The organism is Isoptericola sp. Y541 (genome assembly GCF_059445465.1).
The window spans coordinates 486,066-507,214 of sequence record NZ_JCAIUJ010000002.1 but is presented as its reverse complement, the minus strand read 5'-3'; the positions used below and the strand labels follow the sequence as shown (position 1 = coordinate 507,214).

General features: G+C 73.2%; 17 protein-coding genes and 1 pseudogene. 11 read left to right on the top strand and 7 right to left on the bottom strand.

Going from position 1 to position 21,149, the window contains the following annotated elements:
• The first annotated feature begins 211 nt into the window (after positions 1-211).
• The 3 genes from AC1C2V_RS07090 to AC1C2V_RS07080 are packed head-to-tail and all read left to right on the top strand — an operon-like array spanning position 212 to position 4,436.
• Positions 212-1,555, top strand: a complete 1,344-nt coding sequence (locus AC1C2V_RS07090; protein ID WP_495388876.1) for an MFS transporter — start codon at positions 212-214, stop codon at positions 1,553-1,555.
• Positions 1,552-3,432: a glycoside hydrolase family 2 protein gene (locus tag AC1C2V_RS07085; protein ID WP_495388875.1), complete on the top strand. Its 1,881-nt coding sequence runs from the start codon at positions 1,552-1,554 to the stop codon at positions 3,430-3,432. The genes AC1C2V_RS07090 and AC1C2V_RS07085 overlap by 4 nt, the downstream gene beginning before the upstream one ends.
• Entirely contained in the window at positions 3,429-4,436 is a 1,008-nt protein-coding gene (locus tag AC1C2V_RS07080; protein ID WP_495388874.1) for a DUF2804 domain-containing protein, read from the top strand. The genes AC1C2V_RS07085 and AC1C2V_RS07080 overlap by 4 nt, the downstream gene beginning before the upstream one ends.
• 12 nt (positions 4,437-4,448) lie before the next feature.
• On the opposite strand, the gene AC1C2V_RS07075 is transcribed toward AC1C2V_RS07080, so the two are convergent.
• The 4 genes and pseudogenes from AC1C2V_RS07075 to AC1C2V_RS07060 all read right to left on the bottom strand — a co-directional run bounded on the left by AC1C2V_RS07075 (position 4,449) and on the right by AC1C2V_RS07060 (position 7,862).
• Positions 4,449-5,132, bottom strand: a complete 684-nt coding sequence (locus AC1C2V_RS07075) for an HAD hydrolase-like protein (RefSeq protein WP_495388873.1) — start codon at positions 5,130-5,132, stop codon at positions 4,449-4,451.
• Positions 5,133-5,202: 70 nt separating this feature from the next.
• Entirely contained in the window at positions 5,203-5,334 is a 132-nt protein-coding gene (locus AC1C2V_RS07070) for a hypothetical protein (protein ID WP_495388872.1), read from the bottom strand.
• A 73-nt stretch (positions 5,335-5,407) separates the two neighbouring features.
• A pseudogene (locus tag AC1C2V_RS07065) lies at positions 5,408-6,945 on the bottom strand (M81 family metallopeptidase).
• A gap of 173 nt (positions 6,946-7,118) precedes the next feature.
• Positions 7,119-7,862 (bottom strand): IclR family transcriptional regulator, encoded by a 744-nt coding sequence (locus AC1C2V_RS07060; RefSeq protein ID WP_495388871.1) that lies wholly within the window; start codon positions 7,860-7,862, stop codon positions 7,119-7,121.
• A 70-nt stretch (positions 7,863-7,932) separates the two neighbouring features.
• Between AC1C2V_RS07060 and eda the strand changes: the two genes are divergently transcribed.
• Together eda and AC1C2V_RS07050 are read left to right on the top strand one after the other, a co-directional pair.
• Positions 7,933-8,610, top strand: a complete 678-nt coding sequence (gene eda / locus AC1C2V_RS07055; RefSeq protein ID WP_495388870.1) for a bifunctional 4-hydroxy-2-oxoglutarate aldolase/2-dehydro-3-deoxy-phosphogluconate aldolase — start codon at positions 7,933-7,935, stop codon at positions 8,608-8,610.
• A 5-nt stretch (positions 8,611-8,615) separates the two neighbouring features.
• Positions 8,616-9,722 (top strand): sugar kinase, encoded by a 1,107-nt coding sequence (locus AC1C2V_RS07050; RefSeq protein ID WP_495388869.1) that lies wholly within the window; start codon positions 8,616-8,618, stop codon positions 9,720-9,722.
• Positions 9,723-9,780: 58 nt separating this feature from the next.
• Here AC1C2V_RS07050 and AC1C2V_RS07045 read toward each other — a convergent pair whose 3' ends face one another.
• A complete protein-coding gene (locus AC1C2V_RS07045) occupies positions 9,781-10,812 on the bottom strand; it encodes a LacI family DNA-binding transcriptional regulator (RefSeq protein ID WP_495388868.1) in 1,032 nt (343 codons plus the stop codon).
• A 374-nt stretch (positions 10,813-11,186) separates the two neighbouring features.
• On the opposite strand from AC1C2V_RS07045, the gene AC1C2V_RS07040 reads away from it, so the two are divergent.
• The 6 genes from AC1C2V_RS07040 to AC1C2V_RS07015 all read left to right on the top strand — a co-directional run bounded on the left by AC1C2V_RS07040 (position 11,187) and on the right by AC1C2V_RS07015 (position 19,328).
• On the top strand, positions 11,187-12,197 hold the full coding sequence (locus AC1C2V_RS07040) for an ABC transporter permease (RefSeq protein ID WP_495388867.1): 1,011 nt from the start codon (positions 11,187-11,189) through the stop codon (positions 12,195-12,197).
• On the top strand, positions 12,194-13,117 hold the full coding sequence (locus AC1C2V_RS07035) for a carbohydrate ABC transporter permease (protein ID WP_495388866.1): 924 nt from the start codon (positions 12,194-12,196) through the stop codon (positions 13,115-13,117). The genes AC1C2V_RS07040 and AC1C2V_RS07035 overlap by 4 nt, the downstream gene beginning before the upstream one ends.
• A gap of 89 nt (positions 13,118-13,206) precedes the next feature.
• On the top strand, positions 13,207-14,874 hold the full coding sequence (locus tag AC1C2V_RS07030) for an ABC transporter substrate-binding protein (protein ID WP_495388865.1): 1,668 nt from the start codon (positions 13,207-13,209) through the stop codon (positions 14,872-14,874).
• Between the two features lie 3 nt (positions 14,875-14,877).
• Positions 14,878-16,419 carry a GH39 family glycosyl hydrolase gene (locus tag AC1C2V_RS07025; RefSeq protein ID WP_495389136.1) on the top strand — a complete coding sequence of 514 codons (1,542 nt, stop codon included), beginning with the start codon at positions 14,878-14,880 and terminating at the stop codon, positions 16,417-16,419.
• The gene (locus AC1C2V_RS07020) at positions 16,416-17,159 is read left to right on the top strand and encodes a DUF624 domain-containing protein (RefSeq protein WP_495388864.1); all 744 of its coding nucleotides are present in this window, start codon (positions 16,416-16,418) and stop codon (positions 17,157-17,159) included. The genes AC1C2V_RS07025 and AC1C2V_RS07020 overlap by 4 nt, the downstream gene beginning before the upstream one ends.
• Before the next feature lie 54 nt (positions 17,160-17,213).
• Positions 17,214-19,328 (top strand): beta-galactosidase, encoded by a 2,115-nt coding sequence (locus AC1C2V_RS07015; protein ID WP_495388863.1) that lies wholly within the window; start codon positions 17,214-17,216, stop codon positions 19,326-19,328.
• 64 nt (positions 19,329-19,392) lie between these two features.
• Here the strand turns inward: AC1C2V_RS07015 and AC1C2V_RS07010 are convergent, their stop codons facing one another.
• Complete coding sequence (locus AC1C2V_RS07010; protein WP_495388862.1) at positions 19,393-19,611, bottom strand: hypothetical protein; 219 nt, start codon at positions 19,609-19,611, stop codon at positions 19,393-19,395.
• A 118-nt stretch (positions 19,612-19,729) separates the two neighbouring features.
• Positions 19,730-21,103: an FAD-binding oxidoreductase gene (locus AC1C2V_RS07005; protein WP_495388861.1), complete on the bottom strand. Its 1,374-nt coding sequence runs from the start codon at positions 21,101-21,103 to the stop codon at positions 19,730-19,732.
• Positions 21,104-21,149 lie beyond the last annotated feature (46 nt).

Here is a 21,149-nt window from a genome sequence, read left to right as displayed (position 1 = left end):
GCCGGCGCCGTCCTTCGCTCGTCGAAGGGTCGAAACCTGGCGTCGACCGGCGGTGACGAAGGCCCCGGACCCCCTCACAGGGTCCGGGGCCTTCGTCGTGCCGAGGCGCGTGTCCGACGCGGAGGCGGCACGGGCCGGTCAAGTCGGGGGCGTTGCCACGGGGCCCTAGGATCAGGCCAGCCCGACCCGCCCGACGTCAGCAAGGAAGCCGATGACGACACCGACCCGCGCCGTCCCCGGGGTGCGGACCCGCACCGACCCGCTCGGAGCGCGGACCTGGATCACCGTCGTGGTGGTGGGCATTGTCGGCCAGCTCGCCTGGACCGTCGAGAACATGTATCTCAACGTCTTCGTCTACGACACGATCACCACCGACCCGAACGTCCTGGCCGTCCTGGTCGCCAGCTCCGCGGTCGCGGCGACGGTCGCCACCTTCCTCGTCGGCGCCTGGTCCGACGGGGTCGCGCGACGGCGGCCCTTCATCGCCGTCGGGTACGTGCTGTGGGGCGCCACCACCGCCGCCTTCGGGCTCGCCTCTCCCGCCGCCGGCGCGCAGGTCGTGACCAGCGTCGGCGCGGCCGTCGTGGCGATCGTCGTCCTGGACTGCGCCATGTCGGTCTTCGGATCCGGGGCGAACGACGCGGCGTTCAGCGCCTGGGTCACGGACTCGACCACCCCCGCCAACCGAGGACGGGTCGACGGCGTCCTGGCGATCATGCCCCTGGTGGCGATGCTGCTCGTGTTCGGCGCGCTCGACGGGCTGACGCGGGCGGGGCACTGGGAGCTGTTCTTCGGCGTCGTCGGCGGCGTCACGGCCGTGGTCGGAGTGCTCGCGCAGCTCCTCGTGCGTGAGCCGGCCGCGGTCCGGCCGCCTACGGACGGCTATCTCGCCTCGCTGGTCCACGGCCTGCGGCCAGGCACGATGCGCAGCCACCCGCGCCTCTACCTGCTGCTGGCCGCGTGGGCTGCGGTCGGGACCAGCACGCAGGTGTTCCTGCCGTACCTGATCATCTACATCCAGCGATACCTGCGGATCGACGGGTACGCGTTCGTGCTCGCCGCGGTGCTGGTGACGGCCTCCGTGGTGAGCGTGCTGGGCGGCCGGGTCATCGACCGGGTGGGCAAGGAGCGCATGATCCTGCCCGCGGTGGCGGTACTCGTCGTCGGGCTGCTCGGGATGTTCGTCGCCCGGGGGACCGGGGCCGTCATCGGCGCCGGCATCGTCATGATGAGCGGGTTCATGCTGTCGACGGCCGCGCTCGCCGCGAGCGTGCGCGACGAGACCCCCGCCGACCGGGTCGGCATGGTGCAGGGCCTGCGGATGATCGCCATGGTCGCGGTCCCGATGGTCCTCGGCCCGTTCATCGGGGCGTCGGTCATCGTGGGGGCGAACGAGACGTACGTCGACCTCGGCGTGGTCAAGCAGGTGCCGACGCCGTGGATCTTCCCGGCGGCCGCGGTCGTGGCCGTGCTCGTCGTCGTGCCGGTCGCGCTCCTGCGCCGGCCGGCACACCGGGAGGCAGGCCAAGAGACAGGCCAGGAGGTGCCGCGATGACCCCGCTCACCACGCCGTGGACCGACGCCGTGGACCCGGGCGCGCCGCTGCCCCAGTACCCGCGGCCCCAGCTGGTGCGCCCGGACTGGCTCAACCTCAACGGGCAGTGGCAGTACGCGATGACGCCGTTCGCGGCCCCGTCCGCGGACCCGGTCACGGCCGCCGACCCGTGCGCCGTAGCCGACCCGCTCGATGCGCCGCGCGACTGGGACGGTCGGATCGTCGTGCCGTTCTCCCCGGAGACCCCGTTGTCCGGGGTGGGGCGCACGCTGCGACCGGACCAGTCCCTCTGGTACCGGCGCAGCTTCGTTCTGCCGCGCGCGCTGGCGCCGGGCGGGCGGGCGCTGCTGCACTTCGGGGCGGTCGACCAGTCGTGCCGGGTCGCCGTCGACGGTGTGGAGGTGGGGGGCCACACCGGCGGCTACCTGCCGTTCACGCTGGATGTCACCGCTGCCGTGGGGCCGGACGCCGACCAACCCGACCACGAGCTCCGCGGCCACGAGATCACCGTGGCCGTGCGCGACGTCACCGACACCGCGTGGCTCGCCCGCGGCAAGCAGTCGAGCAGGCGCGGCGGCATCTGGTACACGCCGCAGTCCGGCATCTGGCAGACGGTGTGGCTGGAGCTCGTGCCCCGGGTCGCCGTCGACCGGCTCCGGCTCGTCCCGGACCTCGACGCCGGCGCGGTCGAGGTGACGGTGGCCGGCGAGCACGCAGCACCGGGTGCGACGGCGGACGTCGTCGTGCGTGCGGGCGGCGCCGTCGTCGCGACGGCCGCGCTGCCCGTGGGCGCGCCGGCGCGCGTCGCGCTCGCGGGCCCCGTGCGGCCGTGGAGTCCCGAGGACCCGTTCCTGTACGACGTCGAGGTGACGCTCGGGGACGACCGGGTCACCAGCTACGTCGCGATGCGGTCGTTCGGCGTCGGGCGGGACGCGGCGGGCCACCCGCGGCTGCTGCTCAACGGCGAGCCTTACCTGCCCGTCGGGCTGCTCGACCAGGGGTACTGGCCCGACGGCGGGTACACCGCACCCACCGACGAGGCGCTGGAGTTCGACGTCCTCCTCGCACGCCGCAGCGGCTTCACCATGCTGCGCAAGCACATCAAGGTCGAGCCGCTGCGCTGGTACCACCACTGCGACCGGCTCGGCATGCTCGTCTGGCAGGACGCCGTCAACGGGGGCGGCCGGTACCACCCGTTGGTCGTCACCGCGCCGGTGCTCGGCGCCCCGGCCCTCGACGACGGCCGGTACCGCCGGTTCGGGCGTGCGTCGGCCCGGGGCCGCGAGCAGTTCGAGACCGAGCTGCGCGAGATGATCGAGCACCTGCGCGACGTCCCGTCGATCGCGCTCTGGGTGCCGTTCAACGAGGGGTGGGGGCAGTTCGACGCCGCGCGGGTGGCCGGCCTCGTGCGGAGCCTGGACCCGACCCGCCCGGTCGACCACGCCAGCGGATGGCACGACCAGGGCGCGGGAGACCTGCGCAGCCTGCACGTGTACTTCCGGCCCGTGCGCGTGCCGCGGCGGTGGCGTCGCGGCGGCGACGAGCGCGTGCTGGCGGTCACCGAGTACGGCGGGTACAGCCTGGCGGAGCCGGGGCACGCGTGGGGGTCGAAGGTCTTCGGCTACCGCCGCTACCGCTCGCAGGACACGCTGGCCCGCGCGATCGCGCGCCTGCACGACCGCGAGATCGTGCCGGCGATCCGGCGCGGGCTCGCCGCCACCGTGTACACCCAGCTCTCGGACGTCGAGGACGAGGTGAACGGCCTCGTCACGTACGACCGCCGCGTGGTCAAGGTGCCCGAGCACGCCATGCGTCAGATCAACAACCGCCTGCGGGCTGCCGCGGCGCCCGCCCGCGCACAGGAGAGGACCCCATGACGCTCCCCGAGCTCACCGAGCGCCTGCCGCTCACCCGCCCCGACGGACGCCTGGACCGGCGGGCGGTCGGCTGGGCCCGCGGCCCGTTGGTGGACACCGACGGCATCGCCCGCGACGGGCGCCGGTTCCTCGGCCGCAACAAGCGGTGGGAATACTGGGGCGTCGTCACGCCGACGCACCTGCTCGCGGTCACCGTCTCGTCGATCGACTACGCCGCCGTGCACGAGGTCTGGGTCCTGGACCGGGCGACCGAGGAGAGCTTCGGCGCCGCCGCGACGGTGATCCCGGCGCGCGGCGTCCGCCTGCCCGGGACGCTCGGGGCCGGCCCGGTCCGCGCCCGGGCACGGGGACTGGACGTCGCGATCGACGAGGTGGCCGGCGGGACGCGGCTGCGGGCCCGGACCGCCGACGCGGCGCTCGACGTCGTCGCCGAGCTGCCCGAGGGCCACGAGCGGCTCGCCGTGGTGGTGCCGTGGAGCGACACGCGGTTCCAGTACACCGTCAAGGACGTCGCCCGGCCGGCGCGGGGCACGGTCACGACGGCGGGGGTGACGCACGAGCTCGAAGCAGGGGAATCGTGGGCGGTGCTGGACCACGGGCGTGGCCGGTGGCCGTACGACGTCCGGTGGAACTGGGGCGCGGGCTCGGGTCGGTCCGGCGGGCGCACCGTCGGGCTCCAGGTCGGCGGCCGCTGGACCGACGGCACGGGCTCCACGGAGAACGCCGTCGTCGTCGACGGGCGGTTGCACCACATCCCGCAGGCGCTGACCTGGGACTACGACCTCGCCGAGTGGCGGCGCCCGTGGCGGGTCAGTGGCGGCGGGCTCGACGCGACGTTCGAGGCGTACTACGACAAGGTCTCGCGCACGAACCTCGGGGTCCTGTCCTCGGCCACCGACCAGTGCTTCGGCCACTGGTCCGGGACCTTCGCGCCGCCGGGCGGTGAGCCGGTCGAGTTCTCCGGCCTCACCGGCTGGGCTGAGGAGGTCCACAACCGCTGGTGACCGCCATGGGGCTCATGCCGTCGTCACGCCGAGCACGGCGTCGGCCAGGTCGGCGACGTCGTCGACCAGCGCGAGGGCGCCGGCCCGCTCCAGCTCGCCGGGCGCGGCGTACCCCCACGTGACGCCGAGGCAGCCGATGCGGTGGTCGGCGGCGCCGTGCACGTCGTGCTCGCGGTCGCCCACCATGAGCGTCGGCCCCTCGGTGGGGTCCACCGGGGAGGTGCGCCCCAGCGTGGCCAAGGCCTTGGCGATGACGTCCGCCTTGGTGGACGTGCCCTCGTCGAGCGGGGCGCCGAAGACGCCGTCGACCAGCTCCGTGAGCCCGAAGCGGTCGCAGATGGGGCGCGCGTAGACCTCGGGCTTGGACGTCGCGACGGCGAGCGTGCACCCCGCCGCCCGCAGCGCGCGCAGCGCCTCCGGGACGCCGTCGAACACCCGGTTGTCGTACATGCCGCCGGCCGCGAACACGTCGCGATACGCGCGCACCGCGTCCGCGACCCGCTCGGCGGGCACCCCGTGGGCGGCGAACGAGTCGGTGATGGGCGGGCCGACGAACGTGCGCAGCGTCGCGTCGTCGGGCACGGGCAGCCCGAGCGCGCCGTACGCGTGCCGGATGCCCGCCACGATGCCGGGCGCGGAGTCGGTGAGCGTGCCGTCGAGGTCGAGAAGGACGAGCGGTGCGGGGGTGCGGGTCACGGCAGCAGGCTACGTGCACGTGGTCTCGACAGGCTCGACCGACGGCAGCCGCCGGCCGGACGGCCGCCGGTCAGACCGCGCGCGCCTGCGCCACCAGGAGGTCGAACGCGACGTCGAGGACGTCGTCGACCACCTGCGCGTCGGGGTAGGCGGGGGCGTCGGCGCCCAGGTCGGGCCCGGTGCGCCTCTCGACGCTCAGCACGGTCGGCTCCTCGATCGTCGGAAAGGTCGTCGGAAAGGTGCTGGCGGTCGGGCTTGTCGCTGACGCCTGCTGCTTAGGCCTGCCACTCGGCCTCGCCGCGGCGGCGCAGCACGGGGCGCAGATCGGGGTCGGCCATGCCCTGGTCGAACGGGTACATGGGCCGCTCGATCCGGTGGTGACCCAGGCGCAGCAGGTCCTGGTCGACGCCGCCGGGCGTGAGCGCGAGCCGCCAGTCGGCGGCGAGGTCGTAGAGCTCGGGCTCGAGGTAGCCGATCTTCACCACGACGACGTCCGCGCGGTGGGGGTCCAGGCCGAGGCGCGTGAAGTCGTGCAGGTGGTGGTACGGCTTGCGGCGCTCGGTGACGATGGCGTGCACGCCGCCGCGGCGCACCACGACCACCGTCCCGGCGTCGGTGTCGCCGGGCGTGATCGAGAAGACCTCTCCCTCCAGGCGGACCGGGCCGCGCGCGCGCCCGTCGACGCGGCCGCCCACCTCGGCGTCGACCCGGCCCCCGACGCCGGCCCGGACGGCGGCAGCGACGGCGGCCGGGTCGAAGACCGACGCGTGCAGCACGACGGGTCCGCCGGGCTCGGCGAAGCGGGGGTCGTCGAGCAGCTCGCCGAGCGACCAGGAGACGTCGCCGGCGCCGCCCGCGGTCGGGTTGTCCCCGGAGTCGGAGACGACGAAGGGCCGCGGGGCGTCGGCCCGGCGCGCGAGCGCGAGGTCGAGGCACTCCTCGAACGTGCCCGTCGGCGCGACGAACTCGAAGCCGTCGCGTGCGTCCCAGAACGCCCGGGCCAGCGTGTGGGCCTGGTCCGCGATCAGGTCGGGGTCGTCGCCCGTGACGACGACGGCGGCCTGGCAGCGGGGCTCGTCGGCCCAGGCGTACCCGATCCAGATCGAGGCGTCGACGACGCCGTCCAGGGCCTCGACGCCCGGGAGGCGGTCGTAGAGGCTCGTTGCAGGCTCGAGCCGGGTGCTCGTCTTCTCGCCGGGCAGCAGCACCGGCACCTGGACCCACGCCTGCCACGGGCGACGCGCCGCCGGGTCGGCGCCGTGCGGCCCCCGCAGGCGCTCGCGCAGGTGGTGCACGGCCCGCTCGCGAGTGTTCGCCGCGTCCTCGTGCGGCGCCATCCGGTAGCAGGTGATGAGGTCGACGGCGCGCGACAGCGTGGCGGAGACGTTGCCGTGCAGGTCCATCGACGCGGAGACGAGCGTGTCGGGGCCGCGCGCACCGCGGCGGCCAGGTCGCCCTCGGCGTCGGTCGTGCCGACCACGCTCATCGCACCGTGGATGTCGAGGAACAGCCCGTCGAGGGGGCCGCGGGCGGCGACCTCGGCCCGGATGCGCTCGACGATCTCGTCGCGCATCGCCCGGTACACGTCGGGGTCGACGGCGCCGCCGGGCAGGGACCGGCCGTGCACGAACGGCACCCACTCGGCGGCGTCTCCGCGGGGTGTGCCGACGTCGAGGAACGGGTAGCGGGCCCGCAGCTTGTCCCCGCGCCGCAGCGTGAAGGCCTCCCAGCCGCTCACGTGCGGCGAGAAGGTGGAGGACTCGATCGAGATGCCCGCGATGCCCACGCGCGAGCGGGCGAGGCCGCCGGGCACGACGGGAGAGAGCGGGGGCGACCAGACGGTCGAGGCGAGAGGGGGCACGGCGGTGTGGGCTCCTGTCGAACGGCAGAGTGATCGGATGTATCGGTATCCGACGCGAGGATAGCGATGACCGATGGTGAGCCACACTCCAGATCTGGCCCCAACCTGGAGATACGTCGGATGATTCAGCCGCGAGGCGGCAGGCTTAGCCCGGACGGGAGGAAGCGCGGGAGGACGTCGCGCAGCGCGGCGACCCGCTCGGCGCGCGCGGTGCCCGTCATGCGCTCGACCGGGGCGGTGATGCTCACGGCGGCGACCGGCCGGTCCGCGCGCAGCAGCGCGACGGCCACGCACGCGATGCCGGGCTCGTTCTCCTCCGTCTCGGCGGCGTACCCGAGCTCGCGCGCCTCGGCGAGGGCCGCTCGCAGGGAGGGGTCGCCGTCGACGCCGGGCTCGTCGTCGGGGCCCGCCGCGAGCACCGCGCGCCCGAGCGCCGTCGTCGCGGCCGGGAAGCGTCGCCCGACCGCCGACCACACGCGCAGCGGGCGCTTCGGTTCCACCTTGTCGAGGTAGACGACCTCCTGGCCGGCGAGGGTGCCGAGGTGCACGAGCTCGTCCACCTCCGCGCACAGCGCCTCGAGCGCGGGGCGTAGCAGGCCGGGCAGGTTGTCCTCGGCGAGGTAGGCGGCGCCCAGGGACAGCACGGCGGGGCCGAGGCGGTACGCGCCGTCGGGCGTCTGGTCCGCGTAGCCGCGGTGCCGCAGCGCGGAGAGCGTGCGGTGCAGGGTCGACTTGTTGGCGCCGACCTCGGCGGCGAGGTCGGCCAGCGCGACGCCGCCGGCCCCGGCGCGCGCGAGCGCGTCGAGCGTGAGCAGAGCCTTGTCCACGCTGCCGAGCGGGCTCGGGTTGGTCATCGGTGTCCCGTCCATGGTCTGGTCCTGTCCGCTATGGTGTTCCGTAGTGAACAACAGGCGTTCACCATAGCGAAACGGAGCTCGAATGTCTTCCCCCGACACCCCGACCCAGGCCGCCTCCGGCGACGTCGTCGCCGCGCTCGGCGCTCGGCGCCTCGTCCCTGTCGTCGTGGTCGACGGCGCCGACCAGGGCGCGCGTCTCGCCGACGCCCTCGTCGCCGGCGGTCTCCCCGTTGCCGAGATCACCCTGCGCACCGCGGGCGGGATCGACGCCATCCGGGCGGTCGCGAGCGCCCAGCCCGACGTCGTCGTGGGCGCGGGCACCGTCACCACCGTCGCGCAGGTCGACGCCGTCGTCGACGCCGGCGCGCGCTACATCGTCTCCCCGGGGCTGTCCGAGGCCGTCGTGCGCCGGGCCCAGTCCCACGGGGTGCCGATCCTGCCCGGCGTCGCGACGCCCAGCGAGATCATGGCGGCCCTGGACCTGGGCCTCGACGTCGTGAAGCTCTTCCCGGCGTCCGTGGTCGGCGGCCCGGTCGCGATCAAGGCCTTCTCCGCGCCGTTCCCCGGCCTGCGCTTCGTGCCGACGGGCGGCGTGGGCGCCGCGAACCTGCGGGAGTACCTCGACCTGGCCCCGGTGCTCGCCGTCGGCGGCTCGTGGATGGTCGAGAAGTCGCTCGTCGCCGCCGGCGACTGGGCCGAGGTCACCCGCCGCACCGCCGAGGCCGTCGCCCTGGCCGCCCCCACGTCGAAGGAGAAGTGACCGACATGACCAACCCCTCGATCACCACCCGCCCCGCCGCCGAGTGCCGGTACGACGTCGTCGCGCTCGGCGAGGTCATGCTCCGCCTCGACCCGGGCGACCGCCGCGTGCGCACCACCCGCTCGTTCGACGTCTGGGAGGGCGGTGGCGAGTACAACGTGGCCCGGGGCCTGCGCCGCGCGTTCGGCCTGCGCGGCGCGATCGTCACCGCGCTCGCCGACAACGAGGTGGGCCGCCTCGTCGAGGACTTCATGCTCACCGGCGGGCTCGACACGTCGTGGGTGCGGTGGCGCGAGTACGACGGCATCGGCCGGTCGGTGCGCAACGGGCTGAACTTCACCGAGCGCGGCTTCGGCGTGCGCGGGGCCGTCGGTGTCAGCGACCGCGGCAACACCGCGATCTCGCAGATGCGGCCCGAGGACGTCGACTGGGACGCGCTCTTCGGCTCCGGCGTGCGCTGGCTGCACACCGGCGGCATCTTCGCGGCGCTGTCCGAGTCGGCCGCCGACGTCGCCGAGGCCGCGATGTCGGCCGCGCGCCGGCACGGCACGGTCGTGTCGTACGACCTCAACTACCGGCCGTCGCTGTGGAAGGGCATCGGCGGCGTCGAGCGGGCGCGCGAGGTCAACCGCCGCCTGGCGCAGCACGTCGACGTCATGATCGGCAACGAGGAGGACTTCACCGCCTCCCTCGGCTTCGAGGTCGAGGGCGTGGACGAGAACCTCACCGACCTCGACACCGGCGCCTTCCGGGCCATGATCGGTACGGCCGCCGAGGCCTACCCGAACTTCCAGGCCATCGCGACGACGCTGCGCGGCGTGCGCTCTGCGTCGCGCAACGACTGGGGCGCGATCGCCTGGTCGCGCGCCGAGGGCTTCGTCGAGGCCACGCACCGCGCCGACCTGGAGATCTTCGACCGCGTCGGCGGCGGCGACTCGTTCGCGTCCGGACTGGTCTACGGCCTCATGGAGCTCGGGTCGCTGCAGGAAGCCGTCGAGTACGGCGCCGCGCACGGAGCACTGGCCATGACCACACCCGGCGACACGACGACGGCGACCCTCGCCGAGGTCGCCAAGCTCGCCGGCGGCGGCAGCGCCCGCGTCCAGCGCTGACGACAGCAGCGGTTCGCTGGTTGAGCCTGTCGAAACCCGTTCGCTGGTTTCGACAGGCTCAACCGGCGAACGGGGGAGCGGTGGACTCGCGCCGGACGAGCTCGGTGGAGAGGTTGACGCGCCGCACCATCGGCACGTGGCCGCGTGCGAGGTCGAGGAGCATGGTGGTGGCGGTGGTCGCCATCTCCAGCAGGGGCTGACGCACGGTGGTCAGGGCCGGGGAGGTCCAGGTCGCGAGAGGCAGGTCGTCGTAGCCGACGACGGACAGGTCGCACGGCACGGAGATCCCGCGCTCCTGGGCGGCGCGCAGCAGGCCGATCGCCTGCATGTCGGAGCCTGCGAAGACGGCGGTCGGGGCCTCGGGCAGGTCGAGGAGCTCGCTGCCGGAGCGGTACCCCGACTGCACCTCGAAGTTCCCCGACCGGACGAGCGCGGGGTCGAAGGCGACGCCGGCGTCCTCGAGCGCGGTGCGGTAGCCGTCCACGCGGGCCCGGCTGCACAGCATGTCGCCCGGCCCGGAGATCGCGGCGATGCGTCGGTGCCCCAGGTCCAGCAGGTGCCGGGTGGCGACGAGGCCGCCGTTCCAGTTGTCGGAGCCCACGGTGGGCACGTCCGGCGGCGGTTCGCCGTCGGTGTCGATGACGACGTAGGGGATCGCGCGGGTGGTGAGGCGCCGCCGCTGCGCCGGGGTGAGGCTGGCCGCCACGAGGAGCGCGCCCAGGGGAGGGCGGGAGAGCGTCGTGTCGAGCCAGGCGCTCGGCGGCCGGTGCTTGCCGCCGAGCTCGGACAGGATCACGCTGACGCCCGCGGCCGCGGCGACATCCTCGACCCCGCGGATGATCTCCGTCGACCACGCGGAGCCGACGCGGTGGAAGACCAGGTCGACGAGCCCCGCGCCGACCGGCGGCGCGACGGCGCGCCGGCGCCGGTAGCGGTGCTGCTCCAGCGCCGCCTCGATGCGGGCGCGCGTGGCCGGCGCGACGTCGGCCTTCCCGTTGAGCACCTTGGAGACGGTGGGCGGCGACACGCCGAGCTCCCGAGCGATCTCGGCGATCGTCGGGGTGGTGCCGCGCGGGGTGGGGGTGCTCATGAGCCGTCCTGTCAGGGTTGCGGCGACGTCGTCGGGCTCGCTCGCCGGACCGCAACTTTCGCTGTGACCGTACACGACGTGGCGAGGGTCCGGGTCGCGGACGGCGCGCGGTTCACCCGGGCGCCCGGAGCCGTCCGCCGGCGGCCCCGGCGGCCCGGCCCCCGCGGCCGCCCGGCGTGATTGCCGGCATCCCGCCGTTACCTGGCTGATATCAGGGGTGCTGTGACCAGACCGTGACCTCAGAGGTCCTTGACCGCCGTCGCGCCGCGCCCCTAATGTCGCCCCCGGATGGAGAACGTTTTCGAAGCCGAAACTTTCGACCAGAGTTCGCACAGTGGCGAGCTCCGCACGACGACGTGACGGGTAGGGGATCCATGGCGCAGGGCGCAGGGACGGTGGCGGCCGTCCCGCTGAGCGACGACGAACCGCCGTCGGCACCACCGCGGGGCGACCGCCCGCGCGGCGGGAGCGGCCGGCCGGCGCGCACCACCTGGCGCCGGGCGCTGCGCAAGGACTGGCGGCTGTACACGTTCGTCGCGCTGCCGCTGGTGTTCTTCCTCGTCTTCAAGTACCTGCCCATGCTCGGCAACGTGATCGCGTTCCGACGCTTCCGGCCCGGCAGCAGCGTCTTCGGGGACGAGTGGGTGGGCTTCTACTACTTCGAGATGTTCATCCACAACCAGCAGTTCTGGCAGGTGTTCTGGAACACCGTGATCCTGGGCCTGCTGACGCTGGTGATCTGCTTCCCGCTGCCGATCGTGCTGGCGCTGCTGCTGAACGAGCTGCGCTCGCGCCGGTTCAAGAAGATCGTCCAGACCATCTCCTACCTGCCGCACTTCATGTCGATCGTCATCGTGGCCGGGCTGGTGCTGCAGCTGACCTCGGTCTCCGGCACGGTGAACCAGATCCTCGAGGCGTTCGGCGGCAACGCGATCACCTTCATGCAGCAGCCCGAGTGGTTCCGCACCATCTACGTGAGCTCGGAGGTCTGGCAGACGATCGGGTGGGGCACGATCCTCTACCTCGCGGCGCTCACGACCATCGACGACCAGCTCTACGAGGCCTCCCGCATCGACGGAGCGAACCGCTGGCAGCAGACCTGGCACATCACGCTTCCGGGTATCCGCCCCACGATGATGGTGCTCCTCATCCTCAATATCGGCTCCTTCATGGCGGTCGGGTTCGAGAAGGTTCTGCTGCTGCAGAACCCGCTGATCTACGCCACGGGCGATGTGATCTCGACCTACCTCTACCGCGTGGGCATCCAGTCGGCGCAGTTCTCCTACGGCGCCGCGATCGGCCTCTTCGAGGCGCTGATCGGCCTCGTCCTCGTGCTGTCCGCGAACTACGCCTCGCGCCGACTGGTTGGAGCCTCGCTGTGGTGATCGACACCTCCACCCCCGACCTCGCCGCCGTCCGGAGCGAGCCCACGATCGTGCGGGACACCCCGGGGTACCGGGTGTTCAAGGTCGCCAACCTCGTGGTGCTCCTCGCGGTGTGCGCCGTCACGCTGTACCCGTTCGTGAACCTGGTGGCGAAGGCCTTCTCGTCCGAGGGCTACATCGCCGCCGGCGAGGTGAATCTGCTGCCGCGGGGGTTCAACATCGAGACCCTCAAGGTCGTGATGGGCGACTCGCTGTTCTGGAACAACTACGGCAACACGGTGCTGTACACCGTGGTCGGCACCGCGGTCTCGATGGCACTGACGACGACGTTCGCGTACGCGCTGAGCCGCCGCGAGCTCAAGGGGCGCACGCTCTTCATCGGCATCGCGATCTTCACGATGTTCTTCAGCGGCGGCCTGATCCCCAACTACATCCTCGTCGCCGACGTCCTGGACATGCGCAACACGATGTGGGCCATCGTCGTCCCCAACGCGATCTCCGTGTTCAACCTGCTCGTGATGAAGTCCTTCTTCGAGAACTTCCCGACCGAGCTCGAGGAGGCCGCGGCGATCGACGGCCTCACCTCGTACGGGATCTTCTTCCGCATCGTGCTGCCGCTGTCCAAGCCCGTGCTGGCGACGATGACGCTGTTCTACGCCGTCAGCCAATGGAACTCCTGGTTCAGCGCCTTCCTGTACCTGGACCAGAAGGACCTGTTCCCCGTCACCGTCTACCTGCGCAACCTCATCGCCGCGGCCTCCAACCCGGCCGCGGGGATCACCGGGCAGGAGGCCGTCCAGATCGGCGCCAACATCCAGTCCGTGACGATGCTGCTCACGGTGCTGCCGATCATCTGCTTCTACCCCTTCGTCCAGAGGTACTTCGTCTCGGGCGTGATGCTCGGGTCCGTCAAGGGATGACGACCCGCGCCACGCCGCGACCACCGCACGACACCAGCGATCCACAGTTCCCGCCCCAGAGCGACGACGCTCGGCACCCGAGGAGAATCATGAAGACCACCAGGATGCGATCGGCCGTAGCGGCCGTGTCCCTGACCGCTCTCGCGCTGGGCCTCACGGCCTGCGGCAGCGGCGGAGACGACGAGGCCACCGGCGAGGAGGGCGGCGGCGGGGCCGCCATCGACGAGGCCCACTCGGTGGGGGCGATGGAGGACTTCGCCGCCGGCACCTCGTTCAAGGCGACCGAGCCGGTGGACTTCTCGCTGATGTACCGCGACCACCCCGACTACCCGGTGCAGGACGACTGGTCGATCTTCCAGCACCTGGAGGACGACCACGGCGTCACGTTCTCCCGCACCGACGTGCCCCTCGCCGACTGGGACAACAAGAAGTCCCTGCTGATCGGCTCGGGCGAGGCGTCGGAGCTCATCCCCGTGACGTACCCCGGCCAGGAGAGCCAGTTCGTCTCCGGCGGCGCGATCCTCCCGGTGTCCGACTACCTGGACTACATGCCGAACTTCCAGGAGAAGATCGAGCAGTGGGGCCTGCAGGAGGAGCTCGACACCCGCCGGCAGGACGACGGCAAGCTCTACATCCTGCCCGGCCTGCGCGAGATCCCGGACGTGCAGTACTCGGTGGTCATCCGCGACGACCTGTGGAAGAAGGCCGGGATCTCCGAGGACCCGGCCACCTGGGATGACTTCCGCGCGGACCTGAAGAAGGTCCAGGAGGCCAACCCGGAGCTCGACTACGCGTTCACCGACCGCTGGACCGACAGCCAGCCGCTCGGCGCGATGCTGCAGTACATGGCCCCGAACTTCGGGGCGACCGGGGGCTGGGGCTACGACAACACCTGGTACGACCCCGACGCGGGCGAGTTCACCTTCAACGGCACCAGCGACGGGTACAAGCAGCTCCTGGAGACCGTGCACGGCATGGTCGAGGACAAGACGTTCGACCCCGAGATCACCCAGTCGGACGACCAGGCGAAGCAGAAGTTCGTCTCCGGCAAGGCGGCCGCGATCTCGGGCAACACGCAGGAGATCACGGTGTACCGGGAGGCGTTCGCGGACTCCGGCAAGGACGCCCCGCTGCGGATGCTCACGATCCCGGGCGGCCCGGCGGGCAGCAACCTCATGCCGAGCCAGCTCTCCTCCGGCCTGATGATCTCCAGCGAGGCGGCCGAGGACCCGCACTTCAAGGCGATGCTGCAGTACGTGGACTGGCAGTACTACTCGGACGAGGGCATGGAGTTCGCCCAGTGGGGCGTGGACGGCGAGACGTTCGCCAAGGGGGCCGACGGGGTGCGCACGCTGAACGACGACGTCAGCTGGAACGCCATCAACACGGGCGCGCCGAAGAAGCTCAACACCGACTTCGGGTACAGCAACGGCGTCTTCCTGCTCGCGAACGGCTCGTCGCAGGACCTGCTGGAGTCCGTGATGACGGACGAGGTCAAGGAGTGGACGCGCGCCGTGCTCGACACCAAGGAGGTGCTGCCGGTCAAGCCGTCCGCGGGCCTGAACGAGATGGAGCTCGAGCAGACGTCGCTGCTGGACACCCAGCTCAAGGACGCGGTGATGGCCGCGACGGCTGGGTTCGTCACCGGGCAGCGCTCGCTCGACGAGTGGGACGCGTACGTCGCCGAGATCGACGGCCTGGGCGCCACGCAGCTCGTCGACACCTTCAACACCGCCCTGCAGCGCAAGGAGGGCTGAGGCCTGACCACCGCCGTCGTCGTCCCCGACGCGCCCGCCGCCACGCTGTCCGACGCGTGGCGGCGGTGCGTCGGCACCGGCCGCCTCAACCTGGCGCTGCGCCGGGACTACCAGGACTCGCTCGCGCTGGTGCAGTCGGAGATCGGGTTCCGGTACGTCCGCGGGCACGGTCTGCTCTCGGACGACGTCGGCATCCACCGCCCGTACGACGCGGCCGGCCACCGCGGCACCCGGTACTCCTTCACGTACGCCGACCAGATCGTCGACGCGTGGTTGGGGCTGGGGATCCGGCCGTTCGTGGAACTCGGGTTCATGCCGTCCGGGCTCGCGTCGGGCGACCAGACGGTGTTCTGGTGGCAGGGCAACGTGACCCCGCCCCGCGACCACCGTGAGTGGGCGGCGCTGGTGCAGGCCGTGGTGCGGCACGCCGTCGACCGGTACGGGCTGGACGAGGTGCGGCAGTGGCCGATCGAGGTGTGGAACGAGCCGAACCTCGTGCACTTCTGGCAGGGCGCGTCGCAGGAGGCGTACTTCCGGCTGTACGAGGTCACCGCGGCGGCGGTCAAGGAGGTCGACGCCGAGCTGCAGGTGGGCGGGCCGGCGATCTCGCCCGGCGCGGACGACTGGTGGGCGCCGTTCGCCGACTTCGTCGAGCGGCGCGACGTGCCCGTCGACTTCCTGTCCTTCCACGCCTACACGACCGGCCCGGCGCAGCCCGTACCGTTCGGCACCTACCAGACGCTGCGGTCGCCGCAGTCGCTGCTGGACCAGTTCGCGGCGCCCGCCAAGCTGGTCGCGGGCACGCGGCTCGAGGGCCTGCCCACCCACGTCACCGAGTTCAGCACGAGCTACCGGCCGGACAACCCGGTGCACGACACCGCCTACCAGGCGGCGTCGGTCGCGCCGGTCCTCGCGGCCGGGGGAGACCTGGTGGACTCCTTCTCCTACTGGACGTTCTGCGACGTCTTCGAGGAGGAGAACATCCCGACGTCGGTCCTCCACGGCGGCTTCGGCATGCTCGGGCACCGTCAGCTGCGCAAGCCCGTGTTCCACCTCTACGCCTTCATGGCGCGGATGGGCCCCGACGTGCTCCGCCGCGGCGAGGACCACCTGGTGACGCGCGACGCGACCGGCCGGGTCACCGTGCTCGCGTGGCAGCCCGTCGGCGGCACCGACGCGCCCGAGGAGCCGGACTTCCGGGAGCTGCGGCTGAGCGTCCCCGTGGGCGACGCCGCGACGACGAGCGCGTACGTGCACCGGTCCCGGGTCAGCTCCCGCGACGGCAACGCCTTCGCCGCCTGGGGGGAGCTGGGGCGCCCCGCCTCGCCGACGGCGCGCCAGCTCGACCTGCTGCACGAGGCGTCGGAGCCGGCCCGCGAGCACGCCGCGCTCGCGGTGGTCGCGGGCCGCGTGGACCTTGCGCTCACGCTGGAGCGGCACGAGGTCACGCTCGTGGAGATCGATCCGGTGCGCGACGCGACGCCCGCGTGGCTCGACGACGCGCGCATCGTGGGGCGGACGACGCCGGACGGGGGAGCGCGATGAGCGCCGCAGCCGCGGGCCGTCGGCCCGGACGGCCGCTCGGACGGCCGCCCGGGCAGAAGGGCGAGCTGGGGGACGGGCCGCTCGGGCGGATCACCGCCGTCGTCTACCGGTACCTCGTGGTCGGCGTGCTCGTCGCGCTCGGCACCGTGCCGACGCTGCTGCTCCTCGCGCTGCTCGACCGCTCGTCCGGCAACGCGCTGCTGGTGCCGCTGTGCCTGCTGCCGGCGGTCCCGTTCCTCGCGGCCGGCCTGTTCGCGCTGCACACCCTGACCGCGGGCACGGAGCCGGCCGCCGAGCCGGCCCCGGGGCCCGCCCGGGCGTTCGCCCGCGGGCTGCGGCTGGGCTGGCGCGACGCCCTGCTGCTCTGGGCGCCGGCCCTGGTGGTGCTCGGGGTCGTCACGACGTCGGTCGTGCACCGCGAGGCCGCCGGGATCTCCGTCGCGTATGCCGTCGTGCTGTGCGTCGTCGGCGCGGGCGTGCTGCTGTGGGCGATCGAGGCGCTGCTCGTCGCGTCGCTGTTCCGCTTCCGCGCCCGCGACGTCGCGCGCCTGGCCCTGCACCTCCTCACCCGCCACCCGGCCGTGACGCTCGGGCTGCTCGCGCTCGTCGTCGTCGCCGCGGGCGTCGTCTGGATCGCCGGCGAGGTGGTGCTGGTCCTGCTGCTGGTCGGCTTCCTCGCGTTCGCGCTGCGCACCGCGCGGCCCGCGCTGCGCGACGTCGAGCAGCGCTTCACCGCCTGAACCTCCGTCGACCGAAACCCCCGACCGAGACGCATCCGTCTGGAGAGCACGCCGATGACCGACCGGCCGCAGGCCACGAAGATCCGCTACGGCGGCGACTACAACCCCGAGCAGTGGCCGCGGGAGGTGTGGGAGACCGACTACGCGGCGTTCGACCTCGCGTCGATCGACACCGTGACGCTCAACGTCTTCTCGTGGGCGACGCTGCAGCCGCACGAGGACACCTACGACTTCGCGCAGCTCGACGCGATCGTCGAGAGGGCCGTGGCGGGCGGTCGCGACGTCGTGCTCGCGACGTCCACCGGGGCGCTGCCGCCGTGGCTGGCGCACCGGCACCCCGAGGTGGAGCGCACCGACTTCCAGGGGCGCCGGCACGTGTACGGGCAGCGGCACAACGCGTGCCCGAGCTCGTCGGTCTACCGCCGCCTCTCCGCGGAGCTCGCGGGCCGGGTCGCGGAGCGCTACGCCGGCACGCCCGGGTTGGTCGCGTGGCACGTCGGCAACGAGTACGGCGGGTTCGACGGCGGCTGCTGGTGCGACCTGTGCGCGGCCGGGTTCCGCGACTGGCTGCGCGAGCGGTACGGCTCGCTGGAGCGGCTCAACGGCGCGTGGAACGCGGCCTTCTGGTCGCACACGTTCAGCGACTGGGACCAGATCGTGGTGCCCAACATGCTCAGCGAGCACTGGCGCGGCCCCGACCACACGGCGTTCCAGGGCATCACGCTCGACTACCGCCGGTTCATGTCCGACGCGATGCTGGCGAACTTCCGCGACGAGAAGGCGCGCATCCGCGCCCACGACGCGACGACCCCGGTGACCACCAACTTCATGGGCGTGTTCCGGCCGATCGACTACCACCGCTGGGCCGCCGACCTCGACGTCGCGTCGTGGGACAACTACCCGCCCGGGCAGCGCGAGCACGCCCGGATGGCGCTCGCGCACGACGTCATGCGCGGCCTCAAGGACGGCGCGCCGTTCTGGGTCATGGAGCAGACGCCGACCATCACCGCCTCGCGCGACGTGAACCCCGTGAAGCGCCCCGGCGTCCTGCGCCTGTGGTCGTGGCAGTCCGTCGCGCACGGCGCCGACGCCGTCCTGTACTTCCAGATGCGGCAGTCCAAGGGCGCGAGCGAGAAGTACCACGGCGCCGTGCTCGACCACGCCGGGCGCACCGACACCCGCGCCTTCCGCGAGGTCGCGGCCCTGGGCGCGGAGCTTGACGCGCTGGGCGACGCCGTTCTCGGCGCCCGCACGCCCGCCCGCGTGGCGCTCCTGTTCGACTGGGACTCGTGGTGGGCCGCCGAGATGACTGACGGCTTCAACCGCCACGCCCGCTACGTGGACACGGTGCTCGCGTATTACAAGGCGCTGTGGCGGGCGGGCGCCCAGATGGACGTCGTGGCGCAGGCGGCGGACCTGGAGGCGTACGACGTCGTCCTCGCCCCGATGCTGCACGTGCTCAAGGGGGACGTGGTCGAGCGGCTCGAGGGGGTCGTCGCGCGCGGCGGGTCCGTGCTCGCGTCGTTCTGGTCCGGCCGCGCGGACGAGGACGCCAACGCGTTCCTCCTGGACGCGCCCGGCCCGCTCGGCCCGCTGTTCGGCGTCCGCGTCGAGGAGACGGACTCCGCCGCGCCGGGGGCCACCAACCCCGTCACGCTGGTCGAGCCTGTCGAGACCGCCGAGCCTGTCGAGACCGCCGAGCCTGTCGCGACCCGGTCGGACGCCTCGCTCGTCTTCGAGGTCCTCGTGCCGCAGGGGGCGGACGTCGTCGGCACCTACGGGTCGGAGTTCTACGCCGGCACCCCGGCCGTCACGCGGCTCCGGCACGCGGTCGCGGCCGGTGACGCAGGAGAGCTGGGCGAGCACGGCCAGGCCTGGTACGTCGGGACCGCCCTCGACGACGCGGGCGTCGCGTGGGTGGTGCGCCGCGTCCTCGACCGACACGGCCTGGTCGGCCCGTACGCCGACGCGCCGGACGTCGAGCTCGCCGTCCGCGAGAACGGCAACGGCCGGTTCGCGTTCGTCCTGAACCACGGCACCGGCCCCGTCGACGTCGTCGCCCACGCCTCGGGGACGGACCTGCTCACGGGCCGCGTGATCGCGAAGGGAGAGGCGCTGCACCTCGAGCCGACCGACGTCGTCCTCCTCCGTGAGGACCCGTCGAGGTAGTGCGAAATTCCGCGATCTGGAACTACCTCGCGCAGATTCGAACTACCTCGCGGGGTCGGTCGCCTCATACGACCCGACGGTAGGCCAGCACGGCCGCGGTGCCGAAGACGGCGAGGAAGGCACCGCTCCACAGCAGCGTCGTCACCGCCGGCCCGGCGACGGGCCCGCCGAGCAGCAGGCCCTGGCTGGCCTCGATCGCGCGGCTGACGGGGTTGACCTCGGCCCACGACTGCAGCCAGCCCGGCAGGGTCTCGACGGGCGCCGCCATCCCGGTGCCGAACACCAGCGGGAACGGCAGCAGGAACCCCCGTCGAGCACCGAGCCGAGCAGCAGCGCCGCCCGGGGCACGGGCATTGTCCGGCCGAACCGCTTCACGAGGCCCTCGACCTCGAACGCGGGGCTCACGGCCGACCTCCCGGGGTCGGCGCGACGTTGAGGTTGCGGTCGAACAGGTTGCGCGGGTCGTAGGAGCGCTTGACCGCCCGCAGCCGGGCGAGTGTTGCCGGCGGGTACGCGGCGTGCAGGTCGGCCGCGGTGGCCGTGCCCTGGAAGTTTACGTAGGCGCCGGTGCCGTGCGCGGCGACGCCGTCCCAGCCGCCGAGCGCGAGCTCGACGTCGGCGTCGCTCGCGTCCGCGGGGAGGAGGGCGCCGCCCACAACCATCGCCTCCGCGTCGCGGTGGGCGAACGCCGTCGCGTCCGGGAGCACGCGGGAGAACGCGCCCCCCAGGCTGCGGACCGCCAGCACGGTGGGCCGGTCGCCCTCGAAGGCCGCGACGAGCGCCGCGACGACGTCGTCGTCGAGGGTGGGCACGAGCACGTTGCGCCCGACGACGCGCAGGCCCGGCGCGTGGTGCCCGCCCTCGGCGAGGGTGCTCGCGTACGGGACGGTCGCGAGGGAGTCGTCGGTGACCCGGCCGAGGCGCCGCAGCGGCTCGATCGCCCGGTCGGCCGCCGCCGGGTCGTCGTGCGACGCGCACACCAGCACCGTCGCGGCCGCCGGGCGGCCGGACATCGACGGCATGAGCAGCAGCGTGCTGGTCAGCTCCTCGTCCGCGGTGCGCAGGTGGTCGCGCCAGTCCGCGACCAGCCGCGCGGGGTCGTCGGGCGCGTAGGTGATCGCGCCGAACCGTACGTCGCGTACGCGGGCGGCGACGAAGTCGAGGCCGGTCACGACGCCGAAATTGCCGCCACCGCCGCGCAGCGCCCAGAACAGGCCGGCGTGCTGGTCGGCGCTCGCGACGAGCGTCCGGCCGTCCGCGACCACCACCCGCGCCGCGACGAGGTTGTCGATCGCGAGCCCGTACCGGCGCACCATCCACCCCACGCCGCCGCCCAGCGTGAGCCCGCCGACGCCCACGCTGGCGGTGTCCCCGGCCGTGATCCCGAGGCCGTGCGGGGCGAGGGCGGCCGCGACCCGGCCCCACGTGGCGCCCGCGCCGACCCGGACCACGTGCCGCCCGGCGTCCACCACCTCGACGGCGTCCAGGTGCCGCAGGTCGATCACCACGCCGCCGTCGTTGGTGCCGTGGCCGAGCGAGCCGTGTCCGCCCGAGCGCACCGACAGCGCCAGCCCCTCGTGGTTCGCATGGGCGACGGCCGCGGCGACCTGCCGCTCGTCGTGCGGGCGGACCACGAGGGCGGGGCGGCCGGTGGCGAACGTGGTGCGGCGGGCGTCGTCGTAGCCCTCGTCACCGGGCGTGAGGACGTCGCCCATCGCGGTGGGCGCGCCGGACGTCCGGCCGCGCGGGGTCTCTCTCGTCGTCTGGATGCTCATGCTGGTCTCCTCCGGTGCGGGGCCTGTCGGGTCGTCGTGCCGTGGT